This window comes from Streptomyces sp. NPDC104814 (assembly GCF_055583185.1).
Window position 1 is genome coordinate 76947 of record NZ_JBVJOL010000015.1, and the last position, 17668, is coordinate 94614.

Here is a 17668-nt window from a genome sequence, read left to right on the forward strand (position 1 = left end):
CGTGGCGGCCGTGCCGACTCCGCGCCGGCGCGGGTCGGCCGCGCGCCGGGCGGCGCTGCCGCCCTACTGGGGCCGTCTGCCGCTGAGAGTCAGGCTGGTCGCGGGCTTCTCCGTGGCGATCCTGCTGGTGCTCAGCGGCGCCGGGGCGTTCGTGTATCTGCGCGTGCAGTACGCGCTCGACCTCCGCCTCGACGAGGACCTCGCCGACCAGGCGCAGGCGGTGGCCGCCCACACGGCTCCGCGGCAGGCAAACGCCGCCGGGGAGGAGCCTGCCCGTTCGTACTTCCAGGTCCTCGATTCCGGTAACCGGGTCCTGGCCCGCGGCTCCGGTGTGGTCGGCGCCTCGCTTCTTCATCCCGGGGAGCTGGCCTCGGCGCTGGTCCAACCCCTGCGAACGGATCGCGGGGCGCTGCTTCCGATCAGCGCCAGGCCGCTGCGCCTGTACGCCGTACCGCTGGCGGCGGGCGCCCGGTCACCGGCGGGCTGGCCCGCGGTCGTGGTGGTGGCGGTCCGCCTGGACCAGCGGGACGAGGCGCTGCGCGAACTCATCGCTCAGCTGGCCCTGGCCGACCTCGCCACGCTCGTCGTGGCGTCGCTGGTCGGATACCGGCTCGCTCGCGCAGCCCTGCTGCCGGTGGAGCGCTATCGGGTGGAGGCCGCACGGATCGCCGCAGGCGCCAGCGGAGTACGCCTGGCCGTGCCGGAGACCTCCCATGACGAGGTCGCACGGCTCGGGCGCACCCTCAACGACATGCTCGGCGCGCTGGAGGCCGCGGTCGACCGCGAACGGCGGTTCGTCGACGACGCCAGCCATGAACTGCGCACACCGCTCACCTTGCTGTCCACGGAGCTGGAGCTCGCGCTGCGCCGGCCGCGCAGCGCGCAGGAACTGGAGCGGACCGTCCGGGCCGCGGCGGCGGACACCGCCCAGCTCATCGCGCTGGCCGAGATGCTGCTCAGCGTCGGTGGGGGCAGCTCCGACGGTGACGTAGCGACCGTGATCGATCTCGGCCCTCTCGTGGAAGGGTTCGCCGATCGGTACCGCGCTTCCTCATCGGAGGGCGGCAGGGCGGTGCACACCGCCACGACGCCGCATCTGAGCGTGCGGGGAAACCCCGCACGGCTCGGTCAGATCGTCGTCAACTTGCTGGACAACGCGATGCGTCACGGCGCGGGGAGGATCACGGTCACCGCTTGCCGGGACGGGGCCTCGGCGCTGCTCACGGTGCATGACGACGGGCCCGGCATGGATCCGCTGTTCCTTCCGCACGCCACTGAACGCTTCAGCCGCGCGGACGCGGCCCGCACCTCGCCGGGCAGCGGCCTGGGCCTGTCCCTGGTCGAGTCCATCGTGCGCGCGCACCACGGCGAACTGCGCATCTGCTCCGGCACGGCCCACCACCACGACGACCCGGCGCACCGAAACGGCACAGCACGCGGCGAGGGCTCCGCAGGCCATCACGGCCCCGGACACTCCACGCCGCACTGCCGCCATCTGGACTCGGGCACCACCGTCACCGTGATCCTGCCCCTCGCAACGGCCTGAGCCGGGCTTCATCGCGCTTTCATGTTCGATCTCTAGCGTCCGGGCGCATGAGCGAAGTGCTGGCGGTCGATGCCGCCGACCTCACCAAAACCTACGGGGCGGTCACCGCCCTGGACGGGATCAGCATCCAGGTCGCCGAGGGCGAGGTCTACGGAATCCTCGGTCCCAACGGCGCCGGCAAGACGACCTTCCTCCGGATGCTGTTCGGGCTGATCCGTCCCGACAGCGGCACACTGGAGGTCTTCGGCCGCTCCTGGGATGCGTACGGCGTCGGAGTCCTCGACGGCGTTGCCGGGTTCATCGAGAGCCCGAAGTTCTACCCCGGCCTGACCGGTCGCCGGAACCTGGAACTCCTCGCCGGACTCGACGGCGGAACCACGCCCGCCCGTATCGATGAGGTCCTCGACACCGTCGACCTCACCGAGCGGCAGGACAGGAAGGTCGGCGGCTACTCCTTCGGCATGCGCCAGCGCCTCGGTGTGGCCGCCTCCCTGCTGCGCGACCCCAGGCTGCTCGTGCTGGACGAACCCGCCAACGGCCTGGACCCGGCGGGCATCCGCGACATGCGCGCGCTGGTCAAGCGCCTCGCCGCCGGCGGGCTGACGGTGCTGCTCAGCAGCCACGACATGGCAGAGGTCGAGCACATCTGCGACGACGTCACCATCATGCGCACCGGATCGGTGGTCTACCACGGCTCGATCGCCGCCCTGCGCGAGCAGGCGCCCGCCCAGGCGCACCGCATCGCAACCACCGATGACGACACCGCGGAGAAACTCGCCCGCGCCCGGGAACTGGACGTCGCCCGCACCGAGGACGCCCTCGCCGTGCGCGGCACGCAGGAGGCCATCGACGCCCTGGTCGCCGACATCGTCGGCGCGGGCATAGCGATGCGGGGGCTGAGCCTGGACGAAACCCCGCTGGAAGCCCTGTTCTTCATGCTCACCGAACCCGCCCCCCAAGCAGACACGCACGAAGGCGACATCCCGGCCACCAGCGGAGCACTCCAGTGAACGCACCCACCATCACCGCGACTCCCAGCCGGCCCGCGGCCCCCGGCGAAGCCGCAATTGCCCGGCGGCCGGGCACCGCCACCGCCCTGCGCTGGGAGATCACCAAGCTTGCCGCCCAGGCCCGCAGCCGCTACACGCTGCTGGCCTGCGTCCTCGGGCCGATAGCGGTCGTGCTGATCTTCAACGGGCAGCAGACCACCCCGAGCGACACGATCTACGGCCGGCAGATCCACACCAGCGGCTATGCGATGCCGCTGTTCCTGCTCGCCTTCGCCTCGCAGTGGATCTTCCCCGTGCTGGCCTCCCTCGTGGCCGGCGACATCTTCGCCAACGAGGACCAGCACGGCACCTGGAAGACGATCCTGACCCGCTCCGTCAGCCGCAGCCAGATCTTCTGGGCCAAGACCGTCACCGCGGTCCTGTTCACCATCGCCGAGATCGTCGTCCTCGTCGCCACCACGATCGTCGCCGGCATGGTGCTCATCGGCACCCAGCCCCTGACCGGCCTGAGCGGCCAGCCCATCGCGTCCGCGCACGCGCTGCAACTGGTCGTCACCTGCTGGGCCACCGCCCTTCCGCCGCTGATCGGATTCACCGCGCTGGCCATCCTTTTGTCCGTGGTCACCCGCAACCCCTCCGCCGGGGTCGCCGCCCCGGTCGTCATCGGACTGGTCATGGGACTGCTGGGCACCATCGGCGGATTCGACCTCACCCGCCGTTTCCTGCTGACCACCCCGCTGGACTCCTGGCACGGCCTGCTCACCGAGCACCCCTTCCACGGCCCGCTCGTCTTCGGCCTGGCCGTCAGCGCCGCCTGGACGCTCGTCTGCCTGGGCTTCGCCTTCTTCTCCCTGCGCCGTCGTGACATCACCGGAGGCTGACGCATGAACCGCACCCGCCTGCTCAAAACCGGTCTCGCCCTGGCCGTGGCGGCCGCAGCCATCACCGCGACGACCGCCGCGGGAACTCCCGACATCACCAAGGTCCGCGTCGAGAAGGCCCTGGCCCCGACCTTCGCCAACCTGTACGTGCAGCAGTCCCACATCCTCGGCGTCCCCGGCATCACCGTCGCCGGCATCGACGCCTCCGCCAAGTGCGACCGCGGTGGCCCGAAGGTCGCGGACGTCGGCTCCGGCACCGACTGGATCTGCATGATCACCTTCCACGACGACCACCACACCGTCCGCACCGGCAAGTTCGAGGTCCAGATCAAGGCGGACTCCACCTACGTCGCCGGCGGCCCGTCCAAGCTGATCGGCCAGGCCACCCTCACCGACCGTTCGGGCAAGGACGTCCCCAACCCCGTCTTCGAGTTCGACGGCGCCCTGGATCCCAACGGCTAGACAACACCGACGGGGAACCCGGACAGGCGTGACGGCCAGTGCCCACCACGGCACCGACCGACACGCTCTCCACCCGGGGGTGGGGCGCGTCTTCCACCCCGGGCCGATCCGCGCGACGCCCTGCCCGTGGTGCAGTGGACCGGTGACCGCCACCTTGCCACGCAGCCTGCCCAGCCCGGACGGCAAACCGCTCCCGCCGCCGGGCACCGCGGAGGTCTTCCGGGCTTTCGCCCGCGACCTCGCCGCGGGACGGCGTCCCTGGTCGATGGCGGCGACGGCCGCTACCGATACATCGGCGAGCGGCAGTCGGCCGGCGTCGGCGCGCACCCGGTGGGATGACGCCGGACACTCGCGTGTGTGCGGGGCGACACGGCGGAATGGTTCCGCCCGGCATGCCGGTCCGGGGAACATGGCCGCAAACGCCAAAGGCCCGGGCCGCGGCCGCTGTTGGGGGACGCGAGCGGGCCACGCCATCCGGGGGGATGCCATGAGCACAGCCGTACGTACACGAGCGGCGGACAGAGGAAGGGGAGTGCTGGAGGGGGCGTTCGCGCTGCTGGAAGCGCTGCGGCAGTACGGCGACGAGGCGGGGGTGACCGAACTGGCGGTCGCGTGCGGGGTGCCCAAGAGCACGGCTCACCGGCTGCTGGAGCAGTTGGTGGCACTGGGGGCGGTGGAGCGCCGTGGCGTGCGCTACCGGCTGGGCGCGCAGCTCTACCGGCTCGGCCAGGCGTGGCAGCCGCACCCGGGGCTGCGCATGGCGGGACGCCTGCCGCTGCACCGGCTGAGGGCCGCCACCGGAGGCAGCGCGGTGCTGGCGGTGATGCACGAGGAACGGGCCCTGACGGTTTGTTCGGTGCCCGGCCGGATCGAGCCACTCGTGCCGGTCCGTAACGGCGAGGCGTTCTCGCTGGACACGGCGCTGGGCAAGGCCCTGCGGGGTCCGGTGCGCAGCGGCCCGGCCCTGGATCGGGAAGACGTGGTGGCCGGGGTCTGCTGCGCCGCGCTGCCGGTGCGGCTCCCGGCGGGGGCAGTGGTGGGAGCGGTGGCCGTGATGGTCGAGGCCGGCCAGCGGCTGGAGGTGATGGCGGACCGGGTCGCCGAAGCAGCCGCCGCCGTCACCCGTGCGCTGGGCCGCTCAGGGTTCGAGGTACGTCCGTGAGGGCGTGCCCGGCCACGTTCCGCTCAGTGGAACGCGCGTAGATGCGAGGCGGTGACCGCGGGCAGGGTGGATGCGTGCCGGGGGAGGCACAGGCCTCGCAGGACAAGGCGGGGCCACCATCTCACTCAAGGGGGAACCAACCATGCGTGGAATCGCTCGAGTGGCCACGGCCGCTCTGCTCTCGTTGGGCAGCGTCACCGGATTCGCCGCGGCGGCCCAGGCCGAGCCGATCGACTACGTCCGCATCGAACTGCTGGAGCTGACCTGTCACCAGCAGAGCGAGGGTGATCACGACGAGGCCTACCTGAAGGTCACCGACGCCAACGGAAACGCCGTCAAGGTGTGGCCGGGAAGCCTCAAGTACCAGACGATGGGCCCGGGTTACGTCCGGTCGATGACCGACGGCAACGGCAACGCGGCCCTCGTCCTCGGCAAGCAGCAGGCGCGCACCATGACGCTGTGGGACTACGACACGACGAGCGGCGACGACAAGCTGGGGGCGACGCTGGTGACGGGCAGTGAGGCGGGTGCCGAGATCCAGTACCGCTCGCTCGAGGGGTCCGGCGGCGTCTACACCATCGCCTACCGCGTCATCGACATCTGACGGTCCCGGCGGCCCCGCGCCGACGACCTGCCGGGCGGGTACTCCCCACCCGCCCGGCGCCGACCGCGCGCACCATCGGCGCGCGGGGCGGCAGATCCTGGCGTTGCGCCCGGCCGAGACCGCACGGGTCCCGGCCGCTCATTGCTGGTCGACGGTCAGCGGTGAGAGCGGACGCTCGAGAAACGTTTCCAGGACCACTGTGGCCTGCGTTCCGCTGCCTCCGTCGATGGCGTAGATCCGGCGCAGTACGTCCTGCAGTTGCTCGGTGGTTGCGGTTCTGACCTTCAACAGCACCGAGGCGCTGCCGGCGATGACGTGCGTACGAGCTGGAACGCTTGCGGTCGCGCAGGGCTCGCCCTGGGTGTCATCCGCGGGCGAGGGCGGTGAGGGTGTGGCGGCGGGGGAGGAGCCGGGAGGCCAGGGTGAAGAGACGATTGGCGGCGCCCGGGACGACTGTGGGCCGGGTACTGCGGTGCAGTGCGCGCAATGCGGTGGCGACGACCTGTTCGGGTGTCTGGACGAGGACGGCCGGGGCGTCGCGGTGGGGTTGGGAGGCCGTGGCGGTCATGCCGGGGCAGACCGCCAGGACGCGGATACCGGAGGCGTGGTGGGCTGACCACAGTGCCTCGGTGAGGGTGGTGGTGAACGCCTTGGTGGCGCTGTAGACCGCCAGGTCGGCCTTGGGGGCGTGGCCCAGGGTGGAGGACACGTTCAGCAGGGCGTCACCGGGCCGGGCCTGGGACAGGAAGGCGTGGGACAGGCCGGTCAGCGCGTGGCAGTTCAGGCGCAGCATGTGTTCCGCCCGGTGCAGCGGGGTGCGGGCGAACGGGCCGGCCGTGGCGCTGCCGGCGTTGTTGACCAGGAGGTGGACGCGGGTGTCGGCGATCAGGTCGGCGGTGCGTCGAAGGCCCTGGTCGGTGGAGAGGTCGACGGCGAGGTGACTGTGTCCCGGGCCGAGTCCGGTGGTGAGGGCGTGCAGCCGTTCGGGGTCGCGGGCGACGGCGATCACACGGTAGCCGTCGTGGGCGAGGCGTCGGGCGAAGGCGAGGCCGATGCCGGCGCCGGCCCCGGTGACCAGCGCGGTGGGGCGTTCATCGGTGGGCGGGGCGGTCACGTTTTCGGCTCCGTTTCGTTCCGGGCGTCGCAAGTCGGGGCTGTCGGGCGTGAGGTGTCATCCCGCGCTGGGACGGGTGGCGGGCTGGGCGCGGAAGGAGAGGGCCTCCAGCAGGCGCTTGTGCCGGGTCTTCTGTACGGCGGCGATACGCCACCGGCCGTCGTGCTCGCGGACCAGCGTGTAGGTGGCGAGCTTGCCGAGGCGCCCGGGCTTGGCGTTGCGCTTGCGGACGTCGCCGCGCGTCACCACCACCGCGGTGTCGGGGCCGTAGAAACGCAGGTCGAGCTCGTCGAGGTCCAGGCGGGTGCCCTTGAGGAAGCTGTCGAAGAGGGCCTGGTGGGCGCGGCCGATCTCCGCGCCGCCCCGGTAGAGCGTGCCCGCGTAGGTGAGGTCGGTGGCGTCGGCGGTGAAGCAGGCTCCGTAGGCGGTGCCGTCGCCCTCGGCCCACGCGGCGGCGCTGCGGTGCAGCAGGGCGCGGATGGCGGCGGTGTCCTCGGTGCGGGCGGGCGGGACGGGCCGGCTGGTCGTCATGTCAGGTCCTCCGAAGGGTGAGGGGGAGAGGGGTGGGCGGTCACTTCTCGGCCGCGGGCCTGGTGGCGGGGGACCAGAGGAAGGAGATGCGCTCCAGGACGTTCTGGCGTTCGGTGTTGTGGAAGGCAGCGATGCGCCAGTGCCCGTCGTTCTCGCGGACCAGCGTGTACGTCTGGGTTTTGGTCAGCTCGTCGGAAGCGGGCTCGGCGCCGTCGTAGGTGTCGCCGCGGCTGGTGACCACGGCGGTGTCGGGGCCGTAGAACCGGAGGGAGAGGAAGGAGGCGGCGAGCCTCGTGCCCTTGACGAAGCCGTCGAACAGGGCGCGGTGGGCGTCGGCGATGTCGCGGCGGCCCTGGTAGTGGGTGCCTACGTACGTCGTGTAGCTGGCGTCCTGGGTGAACTGGTCGCCGTAGGCGGTGGCGTCGCCCCGGCCCCAGGCATCGGTGAGGGCGCCCAGGGTGGCGCAGACCTCACCCTGGGCGCCGGCGTCCGCCGCGCCGGCCGGGGTGGGGGTGACGGTGGCGGTCACCGCTGTGCAGTCGGCCTGACCGGTGGCGTGGACGCCGGAGGTGGCGTCGAGCCAGACGTAGCCGGCGGTGGCGAGGAGGACGGCGCCGAGGGCTGTGGCGCCGAGGGCGCGCTTGAGAGTGCGGCGGCGGACGCGGCGACCGGTTCCGGAGGCAGGGGGCTCGGGCGGCTGCGCGGTCTCGGTCGCTGCCGCGTGGACGGCCTGGGCGGCGTCGGTGCTCACGGGTCTCCTCCATGGTAGCTTCACTGAAGAAGACACTTCTTCGACGATGTATCTGCCTAGGAGAAGTCTCTTCCTTGAGGAAGAGATTAGGGAGTGGGGAAGCTCATGTCAACGCCTGCCATGCCGTCCGGGGCCGGCGAGGCCTACCGCCGGTACCTCAGTGCCGTCATGCTCCACGGGCATGCCAGCGCCAGGGCGTGCGCGCTCGGCGCCACCGACCTGTACGCGCTGAACGTGCTGGACCTCGCCGGCCCGATGACCCCCGGCGAACTGGGAGCCCGGACCGGCCTGACCACCGGTCCCACCACCCGGCTGATCGACCGGCTGGAGGCGGCCGGGTACGTGCGCCGCGCCCCCTCCCCCGAGGACCGCCGCAAAGTGATCGTCGAACCCGTCGGCAAGCCGGCCGGCCTCGACGAGGTGATGGCCCCCGCACGGCAGCAGATCGGTGAACTCCTCAGCGGCTACACACCTGAGCAGCTGGAGGTCCTGTTCGACTACTTCACCCGCGCCACCGATGCCTACCGCACCGCGGCCGAACAGCTACGCGGCTCCTCCACCGACTGAGGTTTTCTCACACGGACGACAGCGGGGCGGTCGAAGCCGTTGACGCCGGCTTCGACCGCCCCGAGGGAGCCTACGGATGTCACCGCGCTGTGCGGTCTGTCAGCCCATGTCCATCAGACCTGTCAGCCCGTGTCCGGCAGACCCGCCAGCCATGTCCGTCAGACCTGTCAGCCCATGTCCGTCAGGAGGGCGTTCAGTTCCTTCTCCTGCTGCGCAGCCGGCATCGGCGGGTTCGAGTGATCGATGCCGAAGGTCCCCAGCACCTTGTCCATCTGGGCGTCGATGGAGGTCCAGCCGGTCTGGTCCAGCGGCTGCAGCGATGCCTGGTCGGCATCCCACAGGTCACGCAGCGACTGGGCGGCCGCGTGCGCGCCCTTCGCGTTCCCCGAGCGGGCGTCCTTGAGCGAGGTGGAAGCCAGGCTCTTCAGCGCCGCGACCTTGGCGGGCGGGAACTTCTTCACCGCGACGCCGGGAGCCATCTGGACGGCGGAGGTGTTGTCGTCCTCCGGCGCCGGGCCGACGTGCGGCCGGCCGTGGGCCCAGAGCAGCAGGCCCGCGGTGGCGACGGCCAGCAGGCCGAAACCGGCCAGCGCGACGCGCTCCCTGCGCGGGTCGCCGGTGGAGTGTGCGGCGTGGGCGGCCTCGTAGGTCTCGGTCACGTCGGCGCGCGTCACCGTCAGGTAGACGACGGTCGCCAGGATGAGGCCGAGGAAGATCAGGCTGGTGGTGAAGGTGCCCAGCGCGAGGCCGGTCGGGTCGCCCGGGTTCTGGGCGACCTTGGGGGAGGCGAGCCAGTCGCCGATGTTGGCTCCCAGCGGGCGGGTCAGGATGTAGGCGAGCCAGAAGGACAGCACCGGGTTGGCGCCGAACTTCCACAGCGCAGTGATCGCCGCGATGAGGCCGAGCGGCAGCAGGACCGAGGCGCCCGGGCTCCAGCCGGTGAGCTCGAGGGTCCAGTCGCCGGTCGCAGTGCCGAGGGCGAAGGTGACGAGAACGGCGAGCCAGTAGAACGACTCACGGGGAAGCGTCGTGACCGAGTGGATCGAGAGGGTGCGCTCGCGCAGCCACCACACGCCGAAGACCACGGCGAGCAGGACCGAGAACACGGCGGAGCTGATCCACAGCGGCACATTGAGCTGGTCGGTGAGGATGTCGGTGTAGAGGGTGCCCGTGACACTGACAACGACCACGGTCAGCCAGTACGGGAACGGGACGTACCGCTTCAGCCGCAGCTGGACGGCCAGGACCACCACGAACACCGCGGTGAAGATCCAGGCCGTGTTCACCAGGCCGACGCCCAGCTTCATGTTGATCCAGTCGGCGAAGCTCTCACCCACGGTGGTGCACAGGACCTTGATCACCCAGAACCAGACGGTGACCTCGGGAACCTTGTTGAGCATGAGGCGCCCGCTGCGTGTGCGTGCTTCCGTTGTCGTTGTCATGCAGGGAGGTTTACGCCGCCAACCTGCAAGCAACCTGACTACGTGGCCGCACGCACGGCCGGGAGCGTCACCTCGACATGACCGCGGCCGTCCGCGATCGCACGGACCTCTGCACCGGCCGAGGCGGCGATGCGCCGGACCACCGGCAGCCCCAGCCCGTACCCGTCCCCGCCGGTCACACCCGCCTCGAAGACCCGGTCGACCTCCGCCGGATCGAACCCGGGGCCGTCGTCCAGGACGTCGACGACGACAGCCTCCCCCTGGATGCGCGCGGTGATCCACACACGCGACCGGGCATGCCGCAGGCCGTTCTCCAGCAGGGGTGACAGCATCGACACGGCAACGTCGGCCGGCACGGCGACCTCGGCCTTCGCCGGAATGGCGACCTCGACCGCGCGGCTGCCGATCGCCTGCCGCGCGGCGGCGCGCAGATCGCACCGGGCCCCGTCGTCCGTCCTGGCTCGCGCGGCGCGCAGAATCGTCGTGATGGCCGCACCGAGGCGGTCGACCTCGCTCAGTACCGCCTCCGGCGCCACCGGCTCGCCGGACAGCTGGGCCAGCTGCGCCTCGCCCCGCAGGACCGTGAGCGGTGTCCGCAGCTCGTGGGCGATTTCATCGGTGAGCCGGCGCTCGTCCGCCAGCGCGTTGTCGACACGCTCCAGAAGGCGGTCCAGGGTCTGGCCCAGTTCCCCGAACTCGTCGCGGGGGACGCCGAGGTCGAAGCGGCGCCCGGGTTGGTGATGGCCCCAGTCGTCGGCGAGTGCGGCCATCTCGTGCACGACCCGCAGCGCGCGGTGCACCACGAGGTGCGCGACGCCGCCGGCGAGGAGGATCGTCAGGCCGCCCAGGATCAGCGACAAGGTCAGGCTGCGCTGCTCGGATGTCTCGTAAGGCGTGAGGTCCACGCGGACGATCACCATGACGTGGTGGCCGTCCATCGGGACCTGCCGTGCGTACAGGAGGTAGTCGCCGACGGTCGCGGTCTGCGATCGCCCCGAGTCCGCCAGCTCCTCGACGCGATCGACCACGCTCGGCGGTACGTCCCCGTCGATCAGATGGCCGTCGGAGTACACCCAGGCGACCTCGTCCAGCGCCTCGCTGTTGTTCTCCGTGAGCACGACACGGCCGCCCTCGGCGCTGACGTTCGCCGCGACCGCCTCGGCGCGCGTATGCGCCAGATCGTGCGCGTCGGCGTCCGTCACCCGGCTCAGCAGCACGTGCGAGACTACGACCAGGATGGCGACCACGGCGGTGGCGATCAGCACGGTGAGCGCGACGACCCGCTGACGGAATCCCGTCACTGCCATCGGTAGCCCACACCGCGAACGGTCGCCAGACGCTCGGCCACACCCAGCCCGGCGAGCTTGGTCCGCAACCGGCGCACGTAGGAGTCGAGGGTGTTGTCGCTGACCTGCGCCCCGTGCGGCCAGCCGGCGGCGACGAGGGCGTGGCGGCGTACCGCCTCGCCTTGCGAGGCGATCAGACGGCCGAGGAGCCGGAACTCTGTCGGGGTCAGGCTCTCGCTCAGGGAACCGTAGGCCACCACGTGCTTCGCCGGATCGAGGACGACCTCGCCCGGTGCGGGCGCCACGATGGCCCGCCGCAGCAGCGCACGGACGCGGACCAGAAGTTCCGGGATGTCGAAGGGCTTGGTCATGTAGTCGTCGGCGCCGGCCTCGAAGCCACCCACCTTGTGATGCAGACCGTCCAGGGCGGTGAGCATCAGCACCGGCACGTCGACACCCCGGGCCCGCAAGGCCAGGCAGACGTCGCGGCCGTCGGCGTCCGGGAGCCCGAGATCCAGGACGATCAGATCGGGCGCCGGCGAGAGCTGCCGCAGCAGAGTGTCGGCCGTGGCGGCGACCGAGACGGTGTGGCCGTCGTGCTCCAGGGCGCGCCTGAGGACGCCGCGGACGGCCGCGTCGTCTTCGCACACCATGATGAAAGCCACGAGCAGACCCTATACGCCTGTTCCGGTTCCCCATCCGCCCTGACCGGCTGCTCACGGCCGAGCAGGCCGCCTGCCCGGCCGGGCTGCCCGGTTCGATACGCCGTGGGAGCGGGCAGCGCAGTTCGATACCTGGACGTCAGTCGGGCAGCGCCACGGTGAGGTCCACCTCGACGAGCTGTCCGGCAAAGCCCAGCTGGGCAACGCCCAACAGCGTGCTGGCGGTGGTGAACGCCGGCCTCAGGGCGGACTCGGTGAGCCGACGCCATGTGGCTCCGAGAAGGTCCCTCTGGTCGCTCCGCACGTAGATCACCGACCGCACGACATGGTGCGGCTGGGCCCGCACCGCGGCCAGGGCAGTGAGAGCGTTGGCGACCACCTGGTCGACCTGCGTCTCGAGGGAACCGGCGCCGACGAGGTCACCGTTGTGGTCCAGCGGGCACTGTCCCGCCAGGTAGGCCGTACGCCCTGACTCCACCACCGTGATGTGGTGGTAGCCGGGCGTCTCGTGCAGCTGCCCGGGGTTGATGCGGGTGATCCTCTCGGTCATGTCCGCGAGTCTGCCTGGCGTGGCTGCCGGCACGCACCGCAATTACCGGCAAGCACACCGCAGCAAGCTGGTCGACGGGAGGTAAAGGAATCGTATGGTCTAGTCCAAAGTGACATTTGGTCTAGTCCAACTCATTGACGTGACCCCAACACCTCCCGGAGCCTGAGGCGACCCCCACCCACCCCCTCCGGGAGGCACCTCATGAGACCCCTTCGGGCCTGTCTGAGCGCGGCGGCGGCCGTCACGCTGGCCGCCGCCGGTGCGACCGCCTTCACCGCGGGCAGCGCCTCGGGCGCGACCACCGCGCTCGACAACCGCTGGTACGCCGCCGCCCCCTATCTGATGCCGCTGGACAACGACCCGCCGGACCCGGCCGCCATCATGGACGCGACCGGCCTGAAGGCCTTCCAGCTGGCCTTCGTCCTGGCCCCGAACGGCGGCGGCTGCTCGCCGACCTGGGGCGGCACGGCCCCCGTCTCCTCGGACACGGCCGTGCAGTCGGTGATCAACACGATCCGGGGCAAGGGCGGCGACGTCTCCGTCTCCATCGGCGGCTACGGCGGCACCAAGCTCGGCCAGACCTGCTCGGACCCCGCGTCCACGGCGGCGGCCTACCAGCAGGTCATCACCAAGTACGGGCTGCACGCCATCGACTTCGACCTGGAGGAGCCGGAGTACGAGAACACCGCGGCCATCCACAACGAGATCGGCGCCGCCAAGATCCTCCAGCAGAACAACCCCGGTCTGTACGTCTCCGTGACGACGGCCGGCACCGCGGACGGCACCGGCTGGTTCGGCAAGCAGATGCTGCTGGAAGCCAAGTCCCAGGGATTCACCCCGAACAACTTCTCGATCATGCCGTTCGACGGAGGCTTCAACGGTGCGGCGAGCCAGACCGGCGCCCTGACCAACTTCAACTCGATCCTCCAATCGACCTTCGGCTGGGACCAGGCGACCGCCTACGCCCACGAGGGCTTCTCCGGCATGAACGGCCGCAGCGACACGGGCGAGATCTTCACGCAGGCCGACTTCCAGACGGTGCTGGACTACGCCACCGGTCACCACATGGACCGGTTCACGTTCTGGTCGCTGAACCGCGACCGGCAGTGCAGTCCGCCCGACAACGGCGGCCGTACGTCCGGCACCTGTTCGAGCGTCGCCCAGAACCCCTGGGACTTCGCCGCGTACTCCGTGAAGTTCGCCGGCGCCACCCCGCCGACCACGCCGCCGACCACCCCGCCCACCCCGACCCCGACGCCGACCCCCACCTCATGCAAAACGGCATGGAGTTCGTCGGCGGTGTACACGGCAGGGAACGAGGTCTCCTACGGCAAGCACAACTGGAAGGCCAAGTGGTGGACTCAGAACGAGGTGCCCGGCGCCTCGCAGTGGGGCCCGTGGCAGGACGAGGGCGCCTGCTGAACCACCCTGTGGTGGGCCCCTGGCGCGCTGTGCGCCCAGGGGCCCTTGACCTCGTCCGCCTCGGTGCGACCTGCGAGGATGACGCCATGCTGCAGGTTTGCCTCAACGGTGCTCGAACCCGTGCCGAGTGTTCCCACCTGCCGGTGACCGCCGACGAGCTGGCGACGGCGGCCCGCGAGGCAGTGACCGCCGGCGCCGAGGATGTCCATCTGCACCCGAAGGACCGCGACGGTCGCGACACGCTGGAACCCGCCGCCGTCGCCGCCGCTGTGAGCGCGGTGCGGGATGCTGTCCCAGGCGTCCCGGTCGGGGTCACCACGGGTGCATGGGCCACGGCCGACCCTCATGCCCGTGCCGCGCAGGTCCGGTCCTGGACCGTGCTACCTGACCACGCTTCCGTGAACTGGCACGAGGACGGCGCCACCGACGTCGCCGAGGCCTTGCTGGACCGGGGGATCGGCATCGAAGCCGGCATCTACTCCGGCACTTCCGCAGCACAACGGTTTGTGCACTGGCCCGGGTCCCGCCGAGTTCTACGCGTCCTGGCCGAGATCACCGAGGCCACCCCGCAGGACGCACTCCGCGCCGCAGCCGGTCTGCTGGGCGAACTCGAACCGGCGGCCACGCCGATCCTCCTGCACGGCGAAGACACCGCCGCGTGGCCCATCCTGCGGCTTGCGGCCTCCCGCCGCTTGGATGCCCGTATCGGCCTGGAAGACGTGCTCCACCTCCCCGACGGCGCTCCCGCCCCGGGCAACGCCGCCCTCATCCGCGCAGCACGCGAGATCATCGGGCACACACCGTAGGGCACACCTCAGCGAGTCGTGATCACGTGCTCCGTGTGCGAAGAGGGGGCGGGGCGGTCGGATTCGAACCGACGTCCTCCGAGATGATGTCGCGGCGCACTACCTCTGTGCTACGACCCCGCCTTGCCGATGATCATAGCCTGCAACCGCGCTGACCGACCGTCGTTCGGGCCTGCTCAACCCCCCGCGTAGGGGAGACGGTTGCTCCGGATCTCCGTCCGAGGTCGGCTTCGAAGCCGGTTCTCAGGGACGACGCCGGGGCGACAACACGCGGAGACGACAGTGCCCATGACCGCCACCCAGCTCGGCCGCGCCTTTCCGATGGTGGTCGCCTTGAACGCCGTGTTGCCCACGGCCGTCACGCGCCAGGTGTCCCCTCCGCCGGATACCTGCTTCCACGTGTACGAGGGCTTCAAGTCCTGCTTGCTGTACGCCGCCCCCGTGGCATCGGTGGGGGCGTCATCGCCGGACGCGGCCTGCGCGCTGGTCAGGTCGATGTTCAGCGTCTCGGTGATGGTCGTCTTCAAGGTGCCGGACAGGTCGTCGAAGACCGTGTTGTCGACCAGTGTCGACCCGTCGGCCGCCTTGTAGGTGGTGGTGTAGCCGCCGTTGGTGCCGGAGACGCTGTCGGTCCGGCTGTAGACGATGGCCTCGGCCGCGTCCAGGTCGGTGATCGTCATCTTGCCCGAACCCTGCGCCAGCTTGCGGTTGAGCTGCCCGCCGACGAACTCCGTCTGCCAACGGGGACCGAACACGCCCAGGTCGGCGCGCGTGGACGGCGCGTCCTGCGCCTGGGCGGGACCGGACGACTGCTGGGCGACGGTGTGCGAGCGGCCCATCAGGCCGGCCGGAACGTCGTTCTCGGAAATCTGGAAACTGCCGGTGTTGGCGTCGTACACGCCAGGTCCCACAGGGGTTACCGCCCCGGAGGCCAGGACGGGCGTGGGCGGCTCTGCGGCTTGAGCCTGCTGCGGAAGCAGCAGCGCCAGGGAGCCAACTCCTCCACATTTTCCGGTGAGTTGCGGTGCCGACGGTCTAGGTACAGGTACTCATGTACGCCCCGAGGGCATGCCGCACACTGCACCCCATGCGCACCTTCACGCTGCCCCGAACCGCAACCGCCCTGGCCGTGGCCTGCCTCGCCCTCACCGCCTGCGGAGCCCCCGCACCCGCTGACACCGCCCCCGCCGCACGAGCCGTATCGGCAGGCCCCACCGACGACGACGCCGAACTGAAGTTCATGGAGCTGGCCACGCGCGTCGCCCAGCAGTGCGCCCCCGACGCCCCCAGCACTGCCACCCCGGCCGGCAGCGACGTACCCCGCCCCGAAGACGTCCCGGGCGGCAGTGCCCCCAGCCCCCGCTACCCGGCAGGCGCCACCCCGCCCGGCACACCCGACGCCCAAGGCAACATCCCCATCGACACAGGCGACAACGCCCACCCCACCCCCGACTCCACCCAGGCCACCCGGCTGGACGAGGTGCCTCTGAGCACCCTGGAGACCTGCACCGGCCAGGCCCACGCCAAGCGGATCACCGACGCGCTGAGGGGTGCCGGCACGCACGAGTACACCCAGCTCAGCGACAAACTCACGACGCTGGGATACCCGGCCGCGCGCCTCCACCGCATGCCCGACCAGTCCGGCAGCCCCCGCGCACGCCTCGACCTGCGCACCATGGGCAGCCGCCTCGCCCTGGAGATCACCGCCACCCCGTCCACGGCCGTGGTCGAAGCCTTCGGCGCACCCGAGAACGAGGACATCGACCTGACCCAGGTCAAGCGCAAGCCGGCCCTGGACACCCCCACAAGCTGACCCCACCCGGGGTTCGCGGCTTTACAGGAGGGCTGGCGGCGGCAAGAACCGGAGTGGCTGCCCCGGTTGCCTGTTACCACATGCGGACAGACCGGAGTGAACGATGCCCGTCCCGGCGTCGTCTCACGGGATGCAGTGAAGCAGCGGACGCGGCCGGCCGCTCGTCGGAAGCAGAGCAGGTGCCGCGTCCCGGCAACCATGGGGGAGCTTTCATCATGACCACGCACCGTGCCCGCCGTACCGCCCGTTCGGCCTGCCTGGCCGCCGTCACCGCCGCGCTGGCACTGGGCCTGACCGCCTGCGGGGGCACCGACGACGGCTCGCAGCCGGCAGGCGGCAACCACACCGCCGGCACCGCGCAGAGCCGCCCCGCATCCGATGGGGACGGCACGGGCAGCGCGGCAGCGCCCAGCAGCGGCGGGAAGGCCAAGGAGGGCAAGGGCACACATTCCTCGGCGACCCCCTCCAGCGGCACCGGCGAGGGCGCGGGCAAGGGCACAACGGCTGCAACGGCCGACGCCCGACCGTGCCGCGGAGACGAGATGCTGGTCACCGCCGTGCACCGATTCGCCGGACAGCAGGGCGACCACCTGCTGGTCACCGCATCGAACGAGGGCTCCAAGCCATGCTGGATCACCTCGTACCCGGCCGTGAAGCTCGCAGGAGACGTCGACAGCGCCGCACTGCCCCACTCGAAGAAGGACATCCCGGGCGGCGACAAGCACATCGTTCTCCGGCCCGGAGACAAGGCGTACAGCGCGGTGAACCTCTTCGACTACGGCTCGAAGCATCACACGGCACAGTCGTTCGCCATCGCGCTGCGCGGAACCGACGGTCGCAACGGCCCGTTCTACTCCGTCGACACCAAGGGCCAGAAGCCGCAGTTCAGCTGGAACGAGGCAGACGTACTGAACTGGAACACCCGGAAACCGTACGACTTCTGACCCGCCATCGGCTACGAGCCGGCACGTGAGGTGCCATAACGCACCCCGGCCCTCGACCATGATCGAGAAAAGACCACGAGCAGTGACGCGAACGTCGGCGCCCGCGGGACCTGTG

The 17668-nt window shown here is 70.9% G+C and carries 19 protein-coding genes and 1 pseudogene; 11 read left to right on the plus strand and 9 right to left on the minus strand.

Annotated features, from left to right (window positions below):
• The first annotated feature begins 1 nt into the window (after position 1).
• The 6 genes from ACZ64A_RS34315 (at position 2) to ACZ64A_RS34340 (ending at position 5665) form a co-directional block, all read left to right on the plus strand.
• Positions 2–1546 (plus strand): sensor histidine kinase, encoded by a 1545-nt coding sequence (locus ACZ64A_RS34315; RefSeq protein ID WP_469815850.1) that lies wholly within the window; start codon positions 2–4, stop codon positions 1544–1546.
• A gap of 47 nt (positions 1547–1593) precedes the next feature.
• A complete protein-coding gene (locus ACZ64A_RS34320) occupies positions 1594–2556 on the plus strand; it encodes an ABC transporter ATP-binding protein (protein WP_469815851.1) in 963 nt (320 codons plus the stop codon).
• Positions 2553–3437, plus strand: a complete 885-nt coding sequence (locus ACZ64A_RS34325; RefSeq protein WP_469815852.1) for an ABC transporter permease — start codon at positions 2553–2555, stop codon at positions 3435–3437. The genes ACZ64A_RS34320 and ACZ64A_RS34325 overlap by 4 nt, the downstream gene beginning before the upstream one ends.
• A gap of 3 nt (positions 3438–3440) precedes the next feature.
• Positions 3441–3899 carry a hypothetical protein gene (locus ACZ64A_RS34330; RefSeq protein ID WP_469815853.1) on the plus strand — a complete coding sequence of 153 codons (459 nt, stop codon included), beginning with the start codon at positions 3441–3443 and terminating at the stop codon, positions 3897–3899.
• Between the two features lie 532 nt (positions 3900–4431).
• Positions 4432–5061 (plus strand): helix-turn-helix domain-containing protein, encoded by a 630-nt coding sequence (locus tag ACZ64A_RS34335; RefSeq protein WP_469815854.1) that lies wholly within the window; start codon positions 4432–4434, stop codon positions 5059–5061.
• 142 nt (positions 5062–5203) lie between these two features.
• Positions 5204–5665, plus strand: a complete 462-nt coding sequence (locus ACZ64A_RS34340; protein ID WP_469815855.1) for a hypothetical protein — start codon at positions 5204–5206, stop codon at positions 5663–5665.
• A 138-nt stretch (positions 5666–5803) separates the two neighbouring features.
• Here ACZ64A_RS34340 and ACZ64A_RS34345 read toward each other — a convergent pair.
• The 4 genes and pseudogenes from ACZ64A_RS34345 to ACZ64A_RS34360 form a co-directional block, all read right to left on the minus strand.
• A pseudogene (locus ACZ64A_RS34345) lies at positions 5804–5986 on the minus strand (Lrp/AsnC ligand binding domain-containing protein); the annotation flags it as partial.
• 43 nt (positions 5987–6029) lie between these two features.
• Positions 6030–6779 (minus strand): SDR family NAD(P)-dependent oxidoreductase, encoded by a 750-nt coding sequence (locus tag ACZ64A_RS34350; RefSeq protein WP_469815856.1) that lies wholly within the window; start codon positions 6777–6779, stop codon positions 6030–6032.
• Positions 6780–6836: 57 nt separating this feature from the next.
• Complete coding sequence (locus tag ACZ64A_RS34355) at positions 6837–7310, minus strand: SgcJ/EcaC family oxidoreductase (RefSeq protein ID WP_469815857.1); 474 nt, start codon at positions 7308–7310, stop codon at positions 6837–6839.
• A 40-nt stretch (positions 7311–7350) separates the two neighbouring features.
• Entirely contained in the window at positions 7351–8061 is a 711-nt protein-coding gene (locus ACZ64A_RS34360; RefSeq protein WP_469815858.1) for an SgcJ/EcaC family oxidoreductase, read from the minus strand.
• A 105-nt stretch (positions 8062–8166) separates the two neighbouring features.
• On the opposite strand from ACZ64A_RS34360, the gene ACZ64A_RS34365 reads away from it, so the two are divergent.
• The gene (locus ACZ64A_RS34365) at positions 8167–8628 is read left to right on the plus strand and encodes a MarR family winged helix-turn-helix transcriptional regulator (RefSeq protein WP_469815859.1); all 462 of its coding nucleotides are present in this window, start codon (positions 8167–8169) and stop codon (positions 8626–8628) included.
• A gap of 167 nt (positions 8629–8795) precedes the next feature.
• Here ACZ64A_RS34365 and ACZ64A_RS34370 read toward each other — a convergent pair whose 3' ends face one another.
• The 4 genes from ACZ64A_RS34370 to ACZ64A_RS34385 all read right to left on the minus strand — a co-directional run bounded on the left by ACZ64A_RS34370 (position 8796) and on the right by ACZ64A_RS34385 (position 12568).
• Complete coding sequence (locus ACZ64A_RS34370) at positions 8796–10070, minus strand: COG4705 family protein (RefSeq protein WP_469815860.1); 1275 nt, start codon at positions 10068–10070, stop codon at positions 8796–8798.
• A 38-nt stretch (positions 10071–10108) separates the two neighbouring features.
• Positions 10109–11377: an ATP-binding protein gene (locus ACZ64A_RS34375; protein WP_469815861.1), complete on the minus strand. Its 1269-nt coding sequence runs from the start codon at positions 11375–11377 to the stop codon at positions 10109–10111.
• Positions 11368–12021: a response regulator transcription factor gene (locus ACZ64A_RS34380; protein WP_469815862.1), complete on the minus strand. Its 654-nt coding sequence runs from the start codon at positions 12019–12021 to the stop codon at positions 11368–11370. Before ACZ64A_RS34380 ends, ACZ64A_RS34375 begins: the two co-directional genes overlap by 10 nt.
• Before the next feature lie 136 nt (positions 12022–12157).
• Entirely contained in the window at positions 12158–12568 is a 411-nt protein-coding gene (locus ACZ64A_RS34385) for a RidA family protein (protein WP_469815863.1), read from the minus strand.
• Positions 12569–12769: 201 nt separating this feature from the next.
• On the opposite strand from ACZ64A_RS34385, the gene ACZ64A_RS34390 reads away from it, so the two are divergent.
• Both ACZ64A_RS34390 and ACZ64A_RS34395 read left to right on the plus strand, forming a co-directional pair.
• Entirely contained in the window at positions 12770–13990 is a 1221-nt protein-coding gene (locus ACZ64A_RS34390; RefSeq protein ID WP_469815864.1) for a chitinase, read from the plus strand.
• An 86-nt stretch (positions 13991–14076) separates the two neighbouring features.
• Positions 14077–14796 (plus strand): 3-keto-5-aminohexanoate cleavage protein, encoded by a 720-nt coding sequence (locus ACZ64A_RS34395; RefSeq protein ID WP_469815922.1) that lies wholly within the window; start codon positions 14077–14079, stop codon positions 14794–14796.
• A 176-nt stretch (positions 14797–14972) separates the two neighbouring features.
• Here ACZ64A_RS34395 and ACZ64A_RS34400 read toward each other — a convergent pair whose 3' ends face one another.
• A complete protein-coding gene (locus ACZ64A_RS34400; RefSeq protein ID WP_469815865.1) occupies positions 14973–15695 on the minus strand; it encodes a hypothetical protein in 723 nt (240 codons plus the stop codon).
• 188 nt (positions 15696–15883) lie between these two features.
• Here ACZ64A_RS34400 and ACZ64A_RS34405 point away from each other — a divergent pair, with 188 nt between their 5' ends.
• Positions 15884–16609, plus strand: coding sequence for a hypothetical protein (locus ACZ64A_RS34405; RefSeq protein WP_469815866.1), 726 nt, complete (start codon positions 15884–15886; stop codon positions 16607–16609).
• 215 nt (positions 16610–16824) lie between these two features.
• A complete protein-coding gene (locus tag ACZ64A_RS34410) occupies positions 16825–17553 on the plus strand; it encodes a DUF4232 domain-containing protein (protein ID WP_469815867.1) in 729 nt (242 codons plus the stop codon).
• Positions 17554–17668: the final 115 nt, after the last annotated feature.

Coding starts and splice junctions, on each gene's coding strand:
- ACZ64A_RS34340 (WP_469815855.1), top strand. CDS start 5,204: ATGCGTGGAATCGCTCGAGTGGCCACGGCCGCTCTGCTCTCGTTGGGC.
- ACZ64A_RS34390 (WP_469815864.1), top strand. CDS start 12,770: ATGAGACCCCTTCGGGCCTGTCTGAGCGCGGCGGCGGCCGTCACGCTG.
- ACZ64A_RS34355 (WP_469815857.1), bottom strand. CDS start 7,310: ATGACGACCAGCCGGCCCGTCCCGCCCGCCCGCACCGAGGACACCGCC.
- ACZ64A_RS34405 (WP_469815866.1), top strand. CDS start 15,884: ATGCGCACCTTCACGCTGCCCCGAACCGCAACCGCCCTGGCCGTGGCC.
- ACZ64A_RS34320 (WP_469815851.1), top strand. CDS start 1,594: ATGAGCGAAGTGCTGGCGGTCGATGCCGCCGACCTCACCAAAACCTAC.
- ACZ64A_RS34375 (WP_469815861.1), bottom strand. CDS start 11,377: ATGGCAGTGACGGGATTCCGTCAGCGGGTCGTCGCGCTCACCGTGCTG.
- ACZ64A_RS34330 (WP_469815853.1), top strand. CDS start 3,441: ATGAACCGCACCCGCCTGCTCAAAACCGGTCTCGCCCTGGCCGTGGCG.
- ACZ64A_RS34365 (WP_469815859.1), top strand. CDS start 8,167: ATGTCAACGCCTGCCATGCCGTCCGGGGCCGGCGAGGCCTACCGCCGG.
- ACZ64A_RS34370 (WP_469815860.1), bottom strand. CDS start 10,070: ATGACAACGACAACGGAAGCACGCACACGCAGCGGGCGCCTCATGCTC.
- ACZ64A_RS34410 (WP_469815867.1), top strand. CDS start 16,825: ATGACCACGCACCGTGCCCGCCGTACCGCCCGTTCGGCCTGCCTGGCC.
- ACZ64A_RS34395 (WP_469815922.1), top strand. CDS start 14,077: ATGCTGCAGGTTTGCCTCAACGGTGCTCGAACCCGTGCCGAGTGTTCC.
- ACZ64A_RS34385 (WP_469815863.1), bottom strand. CDS start 12,568: ATGACCGAGAGGATCACCCGCATCAACCCCGGGCAGCTGCACGAGACG.